General features: G+C 67.4%; 18 protein-coding genes. 10 read left to right on the forward strand and 8 right to left on the reverse strand.

Translation table 11 applies throughout. The features are described 5' to 3' along the window. The 3 genes from QOC69_RS27305 to QOC69_RS27315 all read right to left on the reverse strand — a co-directional run. A partial coding sequence (locus tag QOC69_RS27305; protein ID WP_526445570.1) for a metal ABC transporter permease occupies positions 1 to 364 on the reverse strand: 364 nt, incomplete at its 3' end. After that, positions 361 to 1,149 carry a metal ABC transporter ATP-binding protein gene (locus QOC69_RS27310; RefSeq protein WP_526445572.1) on the reverse strand — a complete coding sequence of 263 codons (789 nt, stop codon included), beginning with the start codon at positions 1,147 to 1,149 and terminating at the stop codon, positions 361 to 363. The genes QOC69_RS27310 and QOC69_RS27305, both read right to left, overlap by 4 nt. Continuing rightward, positions 1,136 to 2,092 (reverse strand): metal ABC transporter solute-binding protein, Zn/Mn family, encoded by a 957-nt coding sequence (locus QOC69_RS27315; RefSeq protein ID WP_526445574.1) that lies wholly within the window; start codon positions 2,090 to 2,092, stop codon positions 1,136 to 1,138. Before QOC69_RS27315 ends, QOC69_RS27310 begins: the two co-directional genes overlap by 14 nt. 258 nt (positions 2,093 to 2,350) lie before the next feature. On the opposite strand from QOC69_RS27315, the gene QOC69_RS27320 reads away from it, so the two are divergent. The 3 genes from QOC69_RS27320 to QOC69_RS27330 all read left to right on the forward strand — a co-directional run bounded on the left by QOC69_RS27320 (position 2,351) and on the right by QOC69_RS27330 (position 4,255). After that, positions 2,351 to 3,280, forward strand: coding sequence for a histone deacetylase family protein (locus QOC69_RS27320; RefSeq protein WP_526445576.1), 930 nt, complete (start codon positions 2,351 to 2,353; stop codon positions 3,278 to 3,280). Positions 3,281 to 3,301: 21 nt separating this feature from the next. Then, positions 3,302 to 3,889, forward strand: a complete 588-nt coding sequence (locus QOC69_RS27325) for a short chain dehydrogenase (protein ID WP_526445578.1) — start codon at positions 3,302 to 3,304, stop codon at positions 3,887 to 3,889. Positions 3,890 to 3,970: 81 nt separating this feature from the next. Continuing rightward, entirely contained in the window at positions 3,971 to 4,255 is a 285-nt protein-coding gene (locus QOC69_RS27330; protein WP_526445580.1) for a YggT family protein, read from the forward strand. 10 nt (positions 4,256 to 4,265) lie between these two features. Here the strand turns inward: QOC69_RS27330 and QOC69_RS27335 are convergent, their stop codons facing one another. The 3 genes from QOC69_RS27335 to QOC69_RS27345 form a co-directional block, all read right to left on the reverse strand. Further along, on the reverse strand, positions 4,266 to 4,826 hold the full coding sequence (locus QOC69_RS27335; protein ID WP_526445582.1) for a hypothetical protein: 561 nt from the start codon (positions 4,824 to 4,826) through the stop codon (positions 4,266 to 4,268). 144 nt (positions 4,827 to 4,970) lie between these two features. Then, entirely contained in the window at positions 4,971 to 5,213 is a 243-nt protein-coding gene (locus QOC69_RS27340; protein ID WP_526445584.1) for a hypothetical protein, read from the reverse strand. Between the two features lie 101 nt (positions 5,214 to 5,314). Then, positions 5,315 to 6,754, reverse strand: coding sequence for an amino acid permease (locus QOC69_RS27345; RefSeq protein WP_526445586.1), 1,440 nt, complete (start codon positions 6,752 to 6,754; stop codon positions 5,315 to 5,317). A gap of 105 nt (positions 6,755 to 6,859) precedes the next feature. Here QOC69_RS27345 and QOC69_RS27350 point away from each other — a divergent pair, with 105 nt between their 5' ends. Both QOC69_RS27350 and nagB read left to right on the forward strand, forming a co-directional pair. Beyond that, entirely contained in the window at positions 6,860 to 8,074 is a 1,215-nt protein-coding gene (locus QOC69_RS27350; RefSeq protein ID WP_526445588.1) for an ROK family transcriptional regulator, read from the forward strand. 7 nt (positions 8,075 to 8,081) lie between these two features. After that, complete coding sequence (gene nagB, locus QOC69_RS27355; RefSeq protein WP_526445590.1) at positions 8,082 to 8,861, forward strand: glucosamine-6-phosphate deaminase; 780 nt, start codon at positions 8,082 to 8,084, stop codon at positions 8,859 to 8,861. A gap of 2 nt (positions 8,862 to 8,863) precedes the next feature. Here nagB and QOC69_RS27360 read toward each other — a convergent pair whose 3' ends face one another. Both QOC69_RS27360 and QOC69_RS27365 read right to left on the reverse strand, forming a co-directional pair. After that, complete coding sequence (locus QOC69_RS27360; RefSeq protein WP_526445592.1) at positions 8,864 to 9,757, reverse strand: PHP domain-containing protein; 894 nt, start codon at positions 9,755 to 9,757, stop codon at positions 8,864 to 8,866. 51 nt (positions 9,758 to 9,808) lie between these two features. Continuing rightward, positions 9,809 to 11,164, reverse strand: coding sequence for an NAD(P)/FAD-dependent oxidoreductase (locus tag QOC69_RS27365; protein WP_526445594.1), 1,356 nt, complete (start codon positions 11,162 to 11,164; stop codon positions 9,809 to 9,811). 93 nt (positions 11,165 to 11,257) lie between these two features. Here QOC69_RS27365 and QOC69_RS27370 point away from each other — a divergent pair, with 93 nt between their 5' ends. From QOC69_RS27370 to QOC69_RS27390, 5 genes are all read left to right on the forward strand, one after another. Then, positions 11,258 to 11,773, forward strand: coding sequence for a nitroreductase family protein (locus QOC69_RS27370; protein WP_526445604.1), 516 nt, complete (start codon positions 11,258 to 11,260; stop codon positions 11,771 to 11,773). Further along, positions 11,770 to 12,711 carry a 2-hydroxyacid dehydrogenase gene (locus QOC69_RS27375; protein ID WP_526445596.1) on the forward strand — a complete coding sequence of 314 codons (942 nt, stop codon included), beginning with the start codon at positions 11,770 to 11,772 and terminating at the stop codon, positions 12,709 to 12,711. Before QOC69_RS27370 ends, QOC69_RS27375 begins: the two co-directional genes overlap by 4 nt. Before the next feature lie 45 nt (positions 12,712 to 12,756). Continuing rightward, a complete protein-coding gene (locus tag QOC69_RS27380; RefSeq protein WP_526445598.1) occupies positions 12,757 to 13,614 on the forward strand; it encodes an ABC transporter substrate-binding protein in 858 nt (285 codons plus the stop codon). Beyond that, entirely contained in the window at positions 13,611 to 14,453 is an 843-nt protein-coding gene (locus QOC69_RS27385) for an amino acid ABC transporter permease (RefSeq protein WP_526445600.1), read from the forward strand. Before QOC69_RS27380 ends, QOC69_RS27385 begins: the two co-directional genes overlap by 4 nt. Continuing rightward, on the forward strand, positions 14,450 to 15,069 hold a 620-nt coding region (locus QOC69_RS27390), incomplete at its 3' end, for an amino acid ABC transporter ATP-binding protein (protein WP_526445602.1). The genes QOC69_RS27385 and QOC69_RS27390, both read left to right, overlap by 4 nt.

Consider the following 15,069-nt stretch of genomic DNA (forward strand, 5'->3'; position numbering starts at 1 on the left):
TCGCCAGCGAGTTGAAGAACAGCCCGAAGCCGGTCGCCAGCGCCAGGATGGTGCCCGTGGCTACTTCGCGGTCGGCTCGGCGCGTACCCAGCACTCCGATGACGAGCGCCCCTCCGACACAGAACACTCCGAGACCGAGGGCGACCGGCAGTCCGAGGAGAACCGCGCCGGTGGCGCCAGGTAGCCCGATGTGCGCCAGAGCGTGCGCGGCGAAGGCGGTGTTGCGGACGATGACGAAGAAGCCGATCAGTCCGGCAGCGAGCGCGACGATGGTTCCGCCGGCCAGCGCATTGCCCATGAACGGCGACGTGAGGATCTGCCACCAGTTGTCCTGGTAGCCCATGGCCACGACCTGCGTCGTCATCCCGTGCTTCTCATGTAGAGCGCGCCCTGCGGTGTGCGGACGACCTGGATCGGAGTGCCGTACAGATGGCTGAGCAGGCTTTCGTCCACCACGTCATCGAGGGTGTCGAAGTGCGCATGCCCGTCCAACAGATAGACCGCGCTGCTCAGCACGCCCAGCAGGGGGTTCAAGTCATGGGCGACGACCATGATGGTCACTCCCAGATCCTTGTTGAGGCGGTCCAGTAGCTGGACGATTTCGCGCTGATTGCGCAGATCCAAGGACGCCAGCGGTTCGTCGAGAATGAGCATCTTCGGGTCGGCGACCAGCGCCTCGGCGATCGCGACGCGTTGGCGCTGCCCACCGGACAGCTCGGACAGTCGCCGGCGGGCCAACGCCCCGGCGTCCACGGCGTCAAGAACCTCGGCCACCCGACGCCGCTCCTCGCGGGTGGGGCGGCCGAACGCCCACCGAGTTCCGTTGAGGCCCAGCATGATCGCGTCGCACACCCGGATGGCCTCCCCCGACGCCGACGCATAGTTCTGCGGAACGTATCCGATGAACTCGTTGACCTCACCAGGCGACTTCCCGAGCACCCGGACACGGCCCGAGGCCGGCGGGATCAATCCCAGGATCACCTTCAGCAGGCTGGTCTTGCCTGATCCGTTCGATCCGATGATCGCCACGATGCCGCCTGCGGGCACCTCGAAGGTCCCCTCGGACCAGATGAGCTTCCCGCCGCGCACCACGCTGACGTCGTCGAAAGCGAGCGCAGGCGCGGCGGGTTCCGGGTCAGACTGCGACACCAAGCGCCTTTGCCAACGCGTCGAGTTGGGTGACCTGCCACGTCTCGAACGAGGTCGTTCCGGGCGGCACCGTCTCGGTCACCTCGACCACGGGCACCCCGGCCGCTTCGGCGGCCGTGCGGATCTGCTGGGGTACCGAGCCCTCGGTCTGAGTGTTGTAGATCAGCACGTTGATCTGGTGATCCGCCAGGGCGCGGCGGAAGGCGTCCAGATCCGCCGGTGACGGGTCGGACTGGTTGGCCGACGCGGTCTGATAGCCCGGCGGCGTCTTGTCCACCAACCCGACGGCTGCCGCCGTGTAGTCGAAGACCGTCTCGGTGGCGGCATAGGTCTTGCCCGATGCACCGGCCTTGATGGCGCCGACCAGCTTGTCGTAGGGCTCCATGCTCGTCTTGAACGCCGAGCGCTGGCCGTCGAAGTAGCTCTTGGCGTCGGGCGCCAGTTTCTCGAGTTCGGCGGTGACGGCATCGGCGACCGCGCCGACCGCCGACGGGCTGTACCAGAGGTGGGGGTTGGAACCCGCCGCGGTCTTGGTGACCACGCCGGCATCGACCACCGGCGCGTTGGGCGCCGAGGTCGCCGCGAACTTCGACGCCCACGGGTCGTAGTCTGCGCCATTGAGGACGACGAGCTGGGCGCTCGCGAATGTCGCGGCGTCGGCGGGTGACGGCTCGAAGTCGTGGGGATCGACCGATGAGCTGGCCAGAACCGTGGTCACCTTGGCGCACTCGCCGCCGAGGGCAGAGACGATGTCGCCCCATTGGTCGACGCTGACCACGACGTTGATCGGTGTGGTCGGGCATCCTGCGCCCCCCACGGCGCTGGTGGACGTCGCGGCGGTGGTTCCGCTGTCATTCGACGAGCATGCGGCCAATCCAACGGGAACTGCAAGCGCGAACACGGCGGCGGCGGCGCCGAGAACGCGGCGGCGGGACGAAGTCATACGATAACGATAACCGTTACCAATTGACGGGCGCGAGTGGGTCCGAGTCCGTCAGCTCCAGCTGCGCGCCGTTCACGATCGTGGCTTATCTGGCCTTGGCGGTCATGCTGGTCGGCGGATACCTTCTTCGCCGCCGGGCCGCCCGAGACGGAGTGATCGGGAACCCTGGAGTGGACCCGCGACATAGGCTAGCGTGAAGTGCATACAGTATCCGGGCAGCGTCTGCCCAGATCGCCACCCGAAAAGAGGCTCAAGCCGTTGGCCACTCTGCTTCTGCACCATCCGATCTTCGCCAATCACCAGACCTCAGCCGGCCATCCCGAACGGCCCGACCGCTATCGCGCGGTGGCGGCCGTGCTCGACCAGCCGCAGTTCGACCCGCTGGTGCGCGAGAGGGCCGAGATCGCCGATCTCGAGACGACGCGATACGTCCACTCCAACCGCTACGTCGACACGCTGGAAGCGGCGCGCCCCGACGCCGGCTACGTCTATCTCGACGGCGGCGACACCATGATGGAGCCCACGACGTGGGAGGTCGTGCTGCGCGGCGTGGGTGCCACCATCCAGGCCGTCGACAAGGTTCTTACGGGAGAGGTGCAGAACGCATTCGTGGCGTGCCGGCCACCTGGCCACCACGCCGAAACCGAACGGGCGATGGGCTTCTGCCTCTTCAACAACATCAGCATCGGCGCGCGTCACGCGCAGAAGAAGTACGGCCTGTCGCGCGTCGCGATCGTCGACTTCGACGTCCACCACGGCAACGGCACGCAGGAGATCTTCTACTCCGATCCGAGCGTCCTCTACGCCTCGACCCACCAGATGCCACTCTTTCCAGGCACCGGTGAAGCGGACGAAACCGGCGTGGGCAACATCTTCAACTCACCGCTATCCGCGGGCGACGGCGGCGGCGAACTGCGTGAAGCCTTCGAGGATCGAATTCTACCTGCGCTCACCGTGTTCCGCCCCGAGCTGATCATCGTCTCGGCAGGGTTCGACGCACACGAACGCGATCCGCTTGGCTCCTTGAACATGACGGCGGACGACTTCGCCTGGGTGACGCGCGCACTGATGGATTCGGCGGAGACGCACTGCGACGGCCGTCTCGTCGCGGTCCTCGAAGGCGGTTACGACCTGAAGGGCCTTGCCGATTCGGTCAGCGCTCACGTCGGCGAACTCATGAAGGGGTAGTGGCGGCCTAAACTCGCGCAGATGCGAGTGGTAGTGATCGGAGCCACGGGCACGATCGGTCGTTCGCTGGCTACCGTCCTGGAAAGCGCCGGGCATGAAGTGCTGCGTGCGTCGCGCAGTGGCAACCCCAGCGTCGATCTGTCCGAGCCAGATTCCGCCGATGCTCTCTTGTCGTCTGCGGGCGCCGTTGACGCCGTTGTTTGTTGTGCCGCCAGCGCGCCACTAACCCCTCTGACGGATGACGACTTCGTGCCAACGCTCAAAGCCAAGCTATTCGGACAGGTCGAGGTGACGCGTCGTGCCGTCCGAGTCCTAGCCGATGGCGGCTCGATCACGCTGACCACGGGAGAGATTCCCGCCGATACGCCAGGGAGCGCCGGTGGGGCGCTGGTCAACGCCGGCCTCGAAGCCTTCGTTACCGCAGCGGCCGTCGAACTGCCCCGTGGGCTGCGGCTGAACGCTGTCAGCCCGGGCTGGGTGAGTGAAAGTCTGATCCAGCTGGGAATGGATCCATCAGACGGCACACCCGTAGCGGACGTGGCTCGCGTCTACCTACTCGCGGTGGAAGGCAACGCGCAGGGCCAGACGTTCAGGCCGAAACGAACCTGACCTGCCGACCCGACTCTCGGTTTCGCTCAGTCCCTTCTCAGCTGTGCGGCGGACACTCGAAGAGGTCGGAAGGAGCGTGCGGTGGTCGCAGGCTTGCTTGGAGTCGTTCTCCTGCTGTTCGAACTCGTGTTGATTGCCCGCATGGTCGTCGACTGGGTGGGCGTGCTGTCCCCGGAGGGCGGCCGCAGCGGCCTCTACCAGGCACGCCGGATCACGCACGGCATTACCGAACCCGTGATCGGCCCGGTCCGGCGGGTGCTGAGGCCGGTGCGGTTCGGGTCCGTCTCCGTTGACCTTGCCTTCACCGCAGTGTTCTTGGCGGTGATCGTCCTGCGCAGCGTCGTGGTGCCGCTGATTCCGTTCTGAGTTCCCCGAGCTAGCGAGGGGTGCCGCCCTGTTCGGCGGGCAACGGTGGCGGCAACGGCGTCGTGGGCGTAGGTGAAGTCGGTGAGGCTGTCGTCGTTGTCGGGGTCGCCGTTGCCGTTGCCGTCACCGTCGGCGTGGACGACGTGGGCGTTGTCGGTGTTTCCGGCCCGTGGTAGTCCACCATCGACTCCGTGCGGATCACCTGCGAGCCCGTGCTGACGACCAGCGACGTCGCGGTCACCGTGTAGGTGATTCCATCGTTCTCGGCGGCGAACTTGCCGTCGCTCGAACGCGAGGCGGGGACGATCAGCTTGGCGCCATCGCGTATCCGCACGCCGCGGTATTCGTACTGCCCGCCCGGACTCTCGCAGATCGCAACGCGCGAGGTCGCCGTGCTGCCGAACGCGGCCGCCTTGTCCGGCGTGGTGCATCGCGCCGTCGAGTCGACGTAACCCTGCCCGTCGGTGGCGGGCGCGGCAGTGGCAGACGGCACCGTGATGGCGAACAGTGCCAAACACGCCACCGCGGCGACGGTCAGGCAGGGGGTGGAGGGCTTCAAGTAGGAGAGCATCGACTTCCACCTGACCACGGCGGCAGGGATTGCGCTCGCAACGACGCCGAGACACAACGCAATCGTTAGGTCATCGCAACATGCGCCCGAGCTGACTCGAGCGCAACAAGGCGCCCGTGTCGATCGCGCAGGCGCACACCGAGTTCAGCCGCTTCTCGCAGACTCCTCGCCGACGGGCGCTGCGATGGTGGCCGTCCGCGGCACGAGCACGTCGAACACGCCGACCGCCCGCACTGCTGGTGTGAGCGCACGCAGCTGCGCCGCCACTTCTGCGTAACAGGGATCGGTCGGTGCCAGCGACTCGAGGATCTTGGCGTTGGCGATGAAGGCGGCGATCGTGCCCTTGCGCACCTCCGTCCCGCCACGCGCCGCACACTGAGCCAGCACTTCGACGACATGCTGAGCACCTGGCCCCGCGACGAGGCAGAACAGTTCGCGTCCACCTTCGAGCGCTTCACCACCATGTTGGAGCAGCGGAGGTAGTCGCTCTAGGTCGCGTGCACTTCGTCGACGAAGGCCTCTTTGATCTCCTTGGGCCCGAACGGCCAGGTGTGCTCGGCCTTGGCGTAGGCCAGGTACGCGATCGCGCCAATCGCGATCCAGCCCAACGACAATCCGATCGAGAGCCAGCTTGCGGAGACATAGATGTAGACCCACCCGACCAGCGCGATGATGGTCGGCAGCGGGTACAGCCACTGGCGGTACGGCCGTGGCAGATCGGGCTGGCGACGCCGCAGCACGACGATCGCAGCGACCTGAGCCAGCGACTGGATGATCACCAGGGTCGCGACCGCGGCATTGATGACGGTCGTCAGCGTGAACAGTGAACCGATGATGGTGATCGCGCCCATGGTGAGCACGCCGGCGGTGGGCAGGTTCAGTTTCGGATGCAACTTGCCGAACACCGGCAGGAACACCTTGTCGCGGGCCGCTTCGAACGGAACACGGGACCCACCAAGGAGTCCGGCGAACACCGAGCCGATGGCCGCGATGACGATGAGGGCGGTGATGACGCGCGCGGTGCCGCTGCCCCACGCCTGCTCGAGCACACTCGAGGCGACGGACGTCGCACTCTTCAGCTCCTCGAGCGGAATCGAGCCGAGTACGCCGATCTGCAGCAGGAAGTACAGGCTCATGATGCCGAGGATCGAAATGACGATCGAGCGAGGGATGATCCGGCCCGGGTCGCGCACTTCACCGCCCAGGTAGGCAGTCGTGTTGTAGCCGAGGTAGTCATAGATCGCGATGATCAGGCCCGCGCCGAGGCCGGCCCAGAACGATCCCCCGCTGAAGCTGAACGCGCCGGGGGTGAAGGCGAACGCCTGCTCGCTGCTGAAGTGCGTGAACGCCGCGATGATCGTGCTGATGACCGCGACCAGCATGACGACGAATAGCACGGTGGTGAGCTTGCCGATCTGGCCGATCTTGCGGAACAGGGCGGCGATGATCAGCAGGGTGATGCCGACGCCGATGACCTTGCCGAGGGCGGTGTTCCCGGTTTCGCCCGTCAGGCCGGGGATCAGGTAGCCGAGGTATTGGACGAGACCGATGATGCCGGTGGACATGATCAGCGGAATGAAGAGCACTGCGCTCCACACGAACAGGAACGGCATCAGCCGACCAGTTCGGTACTGGAAGGCTTCGCGCAGGTAGATGTACGTGCCGCCGGCGCCAGGCATCGCGGCACCGAGTTCAGCCCAGATCAGGCCGTCGGCAAGCGCGACGATGGCCCCGATGATCCAGCCGAACATCGCCTCGGGGCCGCCGATCGTGGCGACCATGGCGGGAATCGTGACGAACGGCCCGATGCCGCACATCTGAGTCATGTTGATCGCCGTGGCCTGTAGGGGACCGATCCTGCGCTCGAGTGCCGGCTGCGCGGACACCACGGCTCCGGACTCCCCTGAGCTGACAGATGAGGGACTCACGTTGCGCCTCCGTTCATTCGTTAGGAAAGTTTCTTAACATATTCTTGGCGCGTGTGGAAGAGTTTGGTTTGTAAACTCCCTGCGACTGAAACGGAGACGGAGACGGTGGTCGGCCAAGCTGCGCCGCAGGCGGGCACTCCGGCGAGCATGCGCGCGCTGAACCAACGCCTCGTGCTGGACCGACTCCGAGGACATGGTGAAGCGACCCGTCCGCAGATCGCCGGCGACACCGGCCTGTCGAAACCGACTGTCGGGCAAGCACTGTTGGACTTGGAGCAGCACGGCTTAGTCCGTGCGATCGGACGCAGCGCGGCTGGTCCCGGCCGCTCCGCGGTCATCTACCGGACAGCTCCCGACGCGGGCCACATCGTCGGAGTCGACGTCGGACGGCAGATGCTTCGCGTCGCGGTCGCCGACCTGGAAGGATCCGTCGTCGCCCGCCTTGAAGCACCGAACCGGTGCCGCTCAGGGGTGATGTTGCTGCGCACCGTCAGAGAGACCGTCCAACGCGCCGTCGCGGAAGCGGGCCTGGCCCCGCAGGACATCGTGGTGACCGTCCTCGGCACACCCGGCATCCCGGACGCGGCCACCGGCACGGTGCACCGGGCGCCGAATCTGCCGGGCTGGGAGCGCCGCGGCCTGCTGCACGAGCTGGTCTCGGCGCTCGGTGCGAGCGGCTCGGAAGTGCTCGTCGAGAACGACGCCAACCTCTGCGTGGTCGGTGAGCATGCGCTAGGCGCCGCCCGGGGCGTCGACGTGGTCGCGTGTCTCACCGTGGGCACCGGCATCGGAATGGGAATCCTGGTCAATGGGCAGCTCTTTCGCGGCGCGCACGGTGCGGCGGGGGAAATCGCGGACCTGCCCTTCGGTCGGGTCCCGGCGGGGGTGATGACGGGGCGGCCCGGACCGATAGAAGTGGCCGCAGCGGCCCAGGCGGTGGTTTCAGCGGCACACGAGGTTGGGCTGAGCCGAACGCATTCCGCGAAGGAGATATTCGACTTGGCGCGCGAAGGCGATGAACTCGCGATACGCGTCGTCGCGGAGGAAGCGTTGAAACTCGCACACGTCGTCTCCGTGGTCACGGCCGTGCTCGATCCGGGCTTGATCGTGCTCGCCGGCGGCATCGGCCGCAACGCCGACCTGCTTGCCGGCCCGATGCGTCGCGAGCTGGCCGCGACGATTCCGATGGTTCCCGACATCGTCGGAGGCCACCTTGGTGAGGACGCCGTTCTCGTCGGCGCCATCGCGGCGGCGAAGGACACGGCGTGGAATCTCGTCGTCGACCGACGTGTCCTGCGCCGGTCCGCTGGTGAGGCGTAGGCGGACAATGGAAATCGTCATCAGGCAGCACGATCGGGAATGCGGCGTCACCGTTGCCGACGTCATCGACCACGCGGTTCGCTCCGGTGCCACGACCCTCGGTCTAGCAACGGGCTCGTCTCCTCTTTCCGTCTATCGGGAGCTGATCCGCCGGTATCGGGAAGACGGCCTCACCTTCGCCGAAGTTCGGGCATTCCTGCTGGACGAGTACGTGGGCTTGCCGCCGAGTCATCCGCAGTCCTACGCGCACGTCATCCGCGCGGAGTTCACCGACCACGTCGACATCGACTCCGCGCGGGTGCACGGCCCCGATGGCATCGCCGATGACATCTTCACTGCCGCAGAGCATTACGACGCCTCAATCACCGCAGCGGGCCCCGTCGACGTGCAACTCCTGGGAATCGGCGCCAACGGGCACATCGGGTTCAACGAGCCCGGTTCGTCGCTGGGGTCGCGTACTCGGGTCAAGACGCTGACCGAGCAGACCCGGCAGGACAATGCCCGGTTCTTCTCGAGCATCGACGAGGTTCCCCGCCATGTCATCACCCAGGGGCTGGGCACGATCAGCTCTGCCAGGCATCTGGTGCTCATCGCGACGGGCGGGCGCAAGGCGGAAGCCGTCGCAGCCGCCGTCGAAGGCCCGGTTACCGCAAGCTGTCCGGCCTCGGTACTTCAGCTGCACCCGCACGTCACGGTCGTCGTCGACGAAGCCGCAGCAGCCCAGCTCGGGAACGCGGAATTCTACCGCTACGCGCTGAAATACAAACCGGTGCAAGAGAAGTACTGAGGTCAGCGCCGCCAGAAGTCGTACTCGTCACGGCCGGGCCGGAAGCCGGCCGCCTCCACGATGTCCACCGCCACTTCGAACTGTGCCCCGACCCGCAGTGGCACGTGGGCGTCGCTGCCGAACGACACCGCGCCGCCGCCCTCCTCGAACCACCAACGCATCTGAGCGACCGATGCGAGCGGGCTGCTGGTGTTGAGCTCGAGTGCCCGGCCTGAAGCGGCCAGCGCACGAAACACGGTGCGGTACTCCCCCTCGAAGTTCGCCTCGGGGTACTCCCCCTCCCGGTGCTTCGGCCAGTAACGGCGGGGGTAGTCGCAATGCGCGAGCACCTGGAAGACGTCGGAGCCCTCGACGAGGCGCAGCAGCTCGCCGAAGTAGTCACGCACCACGTCGTCGGCCGGGCGGTACCCGAACACCCGGTCGGCAAAGACCAGCCGCCCGTCGTGCGCGATCGAGTGCAGCGAGCCGAGCACGCGGTCGAACCGTCCCCGCCGGAGCACGGCGGCCACGCTGCCCTCGAAGTGGTGCGGCTCGCCTGCCTCGATGCCCGACAGGATGCGAAGTTCGGGGAACCGGTCGCGACAGCGCTCGATGCTCGCCAAGTACCCGTCGACGTCCAGCGGGAGCACGCGCTCGCGCTTGGCGATCGCCGGCTCACCGGTGGGCGGGTTGTCGTCGGCACCCCACTCGGTGAAGTCGACGTGCTCGGTGAATGCGATCGCGGGCAGGCCGATCTCGACTGCGCGGCGGCAGGTGTCCTCCATCGACGCATTCACTCCGGTGTCCCAGGAGAATTCGGAGTGCACGTGATTGTCGGCGGGAAGCATCCGTCCGATCGTTTCATGCCCTCCCGAGTTGTCGGTGCCGGTGGTGATGATGGCGGTTGTGGATGACACGGACGCCGTGTTGCTGCTGCGCGGTCGCTGCCGTGTAGTCAGCCGCGTCCTCTACGGGTCGGTGGCCGGCGGGCGCGTCGCCGGGATTGGTCCGCAGCTCGTCCACGTGTAGGGCTGGTCGGCCGTCGTCGTGCTGCCGAGCAGGTAGGTCCTGTCGGTGCGGTTCGCGCGGGCGATGGCGCTGAACCACGTCGCCAGGGTGCTGACCCGGTTCTGCACACCGGTGAGGAACGCGATGTGGAGAAACCCCCAGCCCAGCCAGCCGAGGAATCCGGTGAGTCTGATTGGGCCGGCCTGCAGCAGGGCATGCCCGCGGCTGATGTAGGCCGCCGAGCCGAGGTCGCGGTAGCGGTACGGAGTGCGGGGCTTGCCTGCGAGATCGTGTCGGATGCAGGCGGCGGCGTGCAGGCCGCCCTGCATGGCGTTCTCGGCCACACCGGGCAGATGGTCACGGCCGACGAGGTCGCCCACGATGAAGACCTCCGGATGTCCGGGCACGGTCAGGTCGGCGTCCACCGCGATCCGCCCTGCGTGGTCCGACGTCGCCCCCAGCACCTCGGCGACCCGCCGCGCGAATGGCACGGCCTCGACGCCTGCCGTCCACAGCACAGTCCGCGCCGCGTACTCCTCGTCCGGGCCACCCGCCTTGGGTGAGACCGTCACACCGTCGCGACGCACATCGGTGACGTGCACACCCATGTGCAGCTCGACGCCCAACTTCTCCAGAATCTTGCCTGCCTTGCCCGCCACGCCTGGCGCGAAGCTGGTGAGCACCCGTTCGCCGCCGTCGAAGAGCAACACCCGCGCCTCCTCGGGCGCGATGCTGTGGAACTCGTGGGCCAGGGTCCTGGTCGCCATCTCGCGGATCTGCCCCGCCAGCTCCACTCCCGTGGGGCCGCCACCGGCGACGGCGAAGGTGAGCCAGCCCTCGCGCTCCGGTCCAGGCGGCAGCGTCTCGGCGATCTCGAAGGCGCCGAACAAGCGTCGGCGGATCGACAGCGCATCGTCGAGGGTTTTCATTCCCGGCGCCCACTGTGCGAACTCCTGGTGACCGACGTAGGACTGCTGCATCCCGGCGGCGACGACCAGGACGTCGTAATCGAGGGTGAACGTGCTGTCGTCGGGACGGCGGGCGGTGACCCGGCGCGCGTCGGCGTCGAGGTCGATCGCGTCGCCGAGCAGGGTGGTGACGTTGCGGTGGCGCGCCAGCTCCTCGCGCAACGAGCGGCTGATCTGCCCGACGCTGAGCGTCCCGGTGGCGCACTGGTACAGCAGCGGCTGGAACACGTGGCACGCCGCGCGGTCGAGCAGTGTGACGTCGACGTCCACACCCCCAAGCCTGCGGGCACAGAAGAGACCGCCGAAGCCGCCCCCGACGACTAGCACCCGCGTGCGACCGTTGCTCACCGCATCGAGGTTAGCCGCACCGAAATAGTCGGCACCCGGACTTGGTTCCTGGTTCTGACCGCGATGCACCTCGCACAGATACCGGAGGACGAGATGGAGACCTGGGACGCAATTCGTGCCCGACGCAACGTACGAAGCTACTTGCCAGACCCCGTTGCCGACGGCGACCTGGACCGCATCGCGGAGGCAGGGTGGCGAGCGCCGTCGGCATCGAACCGCCAGCACTGGGACTTCGTCATCGTCACCGACCGGGGTCAGCTGCAGGAACTCTCCACGGTGTGGCAGGGCGCGCGTCACATCGCGTCGGCTGCGGCCGCCATTGCGTTGATCGTTCCCGAACCGCCCGACGAACGAACCAAGCTCATCGACCAGTACGACTTGGGGCAGGCGACGACGGCGATGACGATCGCTGCCACCGACCTCGGGATCGGCACCGGCCATTCGTCGGTGGGCGACCAGGAGAAGGCGCGCGCCATCCTCGGCGTCCCCGACGATCACATCGTGTCGTACCTTCTGGGTATCGGATATCCCGCTGATCGCCCACTCAAGCCGATCCTGAAGCCCAATCGCCGCCCCTTCGCGGAGGTCGTGCGTCGAGGACGCTGGTGACCGCGCCGCGGTTGAAAGTCCTTATCCCCCACGGCCTCGGCATCGAGGAGATGGACACTCCCGCGACGATCGAGGCGGTCAGTTACGAGCCCGGCGACCCGTGGCCGCCCGGGCACCTGGACGCGACCGTGGTCGTGGTCGGTTACGACAAAGCCGCAGCCGTCGGAGCCAGGTTCGTCGAGTTGCCCGCGTTGCGGCTCATCCAGACCCTCAACGCCGGCTACGAGCAGTGGCTACCGCAGCTGCCCGCCGGTGTGATGCTGTCCAACGGGCGCGGTGCGCACGGCGGCTCGTCGGCCGAATGGGTGGTGGCCGCGCTTCTCAGCATCTACCGGGACTTCGGCATCTTCCACGAACAGCAGTCAGAAGGCGTCTGGCGGCGAAAGGACACCGAGACCCTGATCGGCAAGCGCGTGGTGGTCCTCGGCGCCGGGGACCTGGCGGCGAACCTCGCATCCCGGCTCGCGCCGTTCGAGACCGAAGTCGTGCTGGTCGGCAGGCGGGCCAGGCAGGGGGTCCACGCGCTGGCAGACATCGACGCGCTGCTGCCAGACGCGGACGCGGTCGTCGCACTACTGCCCGAGAGCGAAGCGACCCACCACATCATCGACGCCGAATTCTTGGCCCGGCTGCGCGACGGCGCGGTGGTCGTCAACGCAGGCCGGGGCGGTTCAGTCGACACCTACGCACTCCTGGCAGAGCTGACCTCCGGCCGGCTCCGCGCCGCGCTCGACGTCACCGACCCGGAGCCGCTACCGGCGGGCCATCCCCTGTGGTCAGCGCCCGGGCTCCTGCTCACCCCGCACGTGGCCGGGAGCACCACCGGGGCCTGGGAACGGGCGTGGGCCGTGGCCGTCCGCCAGATCGAGGCCTATGCCGACGGCGGCCACCCACCGAACCTCGTCGCGGGTCCCGGAGCGCCGAGCGGGTCATCATGATCTGAACCTTGGCGGGAAATCGGCCGGTGCGCGATGATGCCGCCCATGCGCAACCACTCATGTCTCGCCTCCATGCTGGCCGTCGTCGGTCTGATCGCCGCGGCCGCGTGTGCCCCCGCCGACGACACGTCGACCGCTACGTCGTCCGCTCCCGCCGCCGATAATTGCGCGAAGGACTCCCTGACGACGCTGAGCAAGGGGTCCATCACCTTCGGCACCGATCAGCCGGCCTACCCGCCGTGGTTCATCGACGACGACCCGGCCAACGGCAAGGGCTTCGAATCCGCCGTCGCCTACGCGGTCGCCGACAAACTCGGATACGCCACGGAGGAGGTGAAGTGGGTGCGCGTGCCGTTCAACGCGGCCATCGCGCCGGGTCCAAAGACGTTCGACGCCAACCTCAGTGAGTTCTCCATCACCGACGAGCGCAAGCAGGCCGTCGACTTCTCGTCGCCCTACTTCAACGTCACCCAGGCGGTCGTCGCGGTGAAGTCGTCGCCGGCGGCTCAAGTGAAGACACTCGACGGGCTCAAGGGCCTCAAGCTGGGCGCCCAGGTGGGCACGACCAGCTACACCGCCGCCAAGGCGGTCGACGCAGGCGTCGCGGTATTCAACAACAACGACGACGCGAAGGCCGCGTTGTCGAATGGCCAGATCGATGCGCTGGTCCTCGATCTGCCGACGGCGTTCGCGGTGCAGGCGGAGCTGACGGACGGGGTCATCGTCGGCCAGTTGCCCGCCGGTACCGAGAAGGCCGAGCAGTTCGGCATCGTGCTGGACAAGGACAGCCCGCTCACGACATGCGTATCCAAGGCCGTCGACGATCTCGGCAATGCCGGCGACCTGTTCAAACTGCAGAAGGTGTGGCTTACCGGCGCTGGTAACGCGCCGGTCCTTTCGTGACCGGTCCTCTCGTGAACGCGAGCGCGATCGACCGGGTGGCCTACCGGCAGTCCCGGGCCCGCCGGTCGACGCTGATCGCACTCTTGTCGACCGTCGTGTTCGCCGCGGTGCTGCTGTTCGCGGTGACCTCGTCGCCGGGCTGGCCTCGGGTCCGCGACTCGTTCTTCAACCTGCGTGTCGGCTGGGACAGCCTGCCCGCCCTGCTGGATGGCCTATGGCTGAACATCCGGGTGCTGGTGGTCTGCCAAGTGCTGGTCCTGATCTGCGGACTCGGGCTGGCGGCGGTGCGGACGCTGCGCGGCCCGGTGTGGTTTCCGGTGCGGGCGTTGGCAACCGGGTATGTCGATCTGTTCCGTGGCCTGCCCCTGCTGATCTGCCTGTACCTCGTCGGGTTCGGTCTGCCCGGGTTGCGGTTGTCGGGTGTTCCGACGAGCCCGGTGCTGCTCGGTGGCCTTGCGCTGGTGCTGATCTACTCCGCCTACGTCGCCGAGGTCTTCAGGGCTGGCATCGAATCGGTCCATCCGTCGCAGCTGGCCGCGGCCAAATCACTCGGGCTCAACTATCGGCGCACCATGCGACTGGTGGTGCTGCCCCAGGCGACGCGCAGGGTGACACCTGCACTGCTCAATGACTTCGTCGCGTTGCAGAAGGACTGCGGACTGATCTCGGTGCTCGGCGCCGTCGACGCGATACGGGCCGCGCAGATCCAGGCGGCCACCACGTACAACTTCACGCCGTACGTCGTAGCCGGCCTGTTGTTCGTCGCACTCGCGGTGCCGTCGGCGCGGCTCGCCGACTGGGCAGCACGGCGTGTCGCAATGCGGCAGGGGGCGCTGTGACGGCTCCCGTGTTGTCGGTGCGGGGGCTGGTCAAGGCCTACCACGATCGCCCCGTGCTCGACGGCATCGACCTCGACGTCGACGAGCACCAGGTGGTGGTGCTGATCGGGGCATCGGGGTCGGGCAAGTCGACGCTGCTGCGGTGCGTCGACCTACTCGAGGACATCGACGACGGCCAGATCCTGCTCGACGGCCGCGACATCAGCGACCCGCGCATCGACGCGGACGCCGCCCGGCAGGCGATGGGCATGGTCTTCCAATCGTTCAACCTGTTTCCCCACATGACCGCATTGGCCAACGTCGCGCTGGCTCCACGGGTGGTGCACGGATCGACGCGCAAGGACGCCCAGGACCGCGGCCGCGAATTACTCGCCCGAGTCGGCCTTGCCGAGAAGGCGGACGCCTACCCGGACAAGCTGTCCGGTGGGCAGCAGCAACGAGTGGCCATCGCCCGCGCACTGGCCTACGAACCGCGGCTGTTGCTGCTCGACGAGATCACCAGCGCGCTGGACCCGGAACTGGTCGGCGAGGTACTTGCCCTCGTCGGCGAGTTGGCGGCGAGTGGGCGCACCATCGTGATGGCCACCCACGAAATGGCATTCGCCCGCGAGGTGGC

The sequence above is a fragment of the Mycobacterium sp. genome (assembly GCF_032162105.1).
Taxonomy (GTDB): Bacteria; Actinomycetota; Actinomycetes; order Mycobacteriales; family Mycobacteriaceae; genus Mycobacterium.

What these genes read in the sequence shown, in the direction of transcription:
- QOC69_RS27315 (WP_526445574.1), bottom strand. Translation starts at nt 2,092, where the DNA reads ATGACTTCGTCCCGCCGCCGCGTTCTCGGCGCCGCCGCCGCCGTGTTC.
- QOC69_RS27325 (WP_526445578.1), top strand. Translation starts at nt 3,302, where the DNA reads ATGCGAGTGGTAGTGATCGGAGCCACGGGCACGATCGGTCGTTCGCTG.
- QOC69_RS27335 (WP_526445582.1), bottom strand. Translation starts at nt 4,826, where the DNA reads ATGCTCTCCTACTTGAAGCCCTCCACCCCCTGCCTGACCGTCGCCGCG.
- nagB (WP_526445590.1), top strand. Translation starts at nt 8,082, where the DNA reads ATGGAAATCGTCATCAGGCAGCACGATCGGGAATGCGGCGTCACCGTT.
- QOC69_RS27370 (WP_526445604.1), top strand. Translation starts at nt 11,258, where the DNA reads ATGGAGACCTGGGACGCAATTCGTGCCCGACGCAACGTACGAAGCTAC.
- QOC69_RS27380 (WP_526445598.1), top strand. Translation starts at nt 12,757, where the DNA reads ATGCGCAACCACTCATGTCTCGCCTCCATGCTGGCCGTCGTCGGTCTG.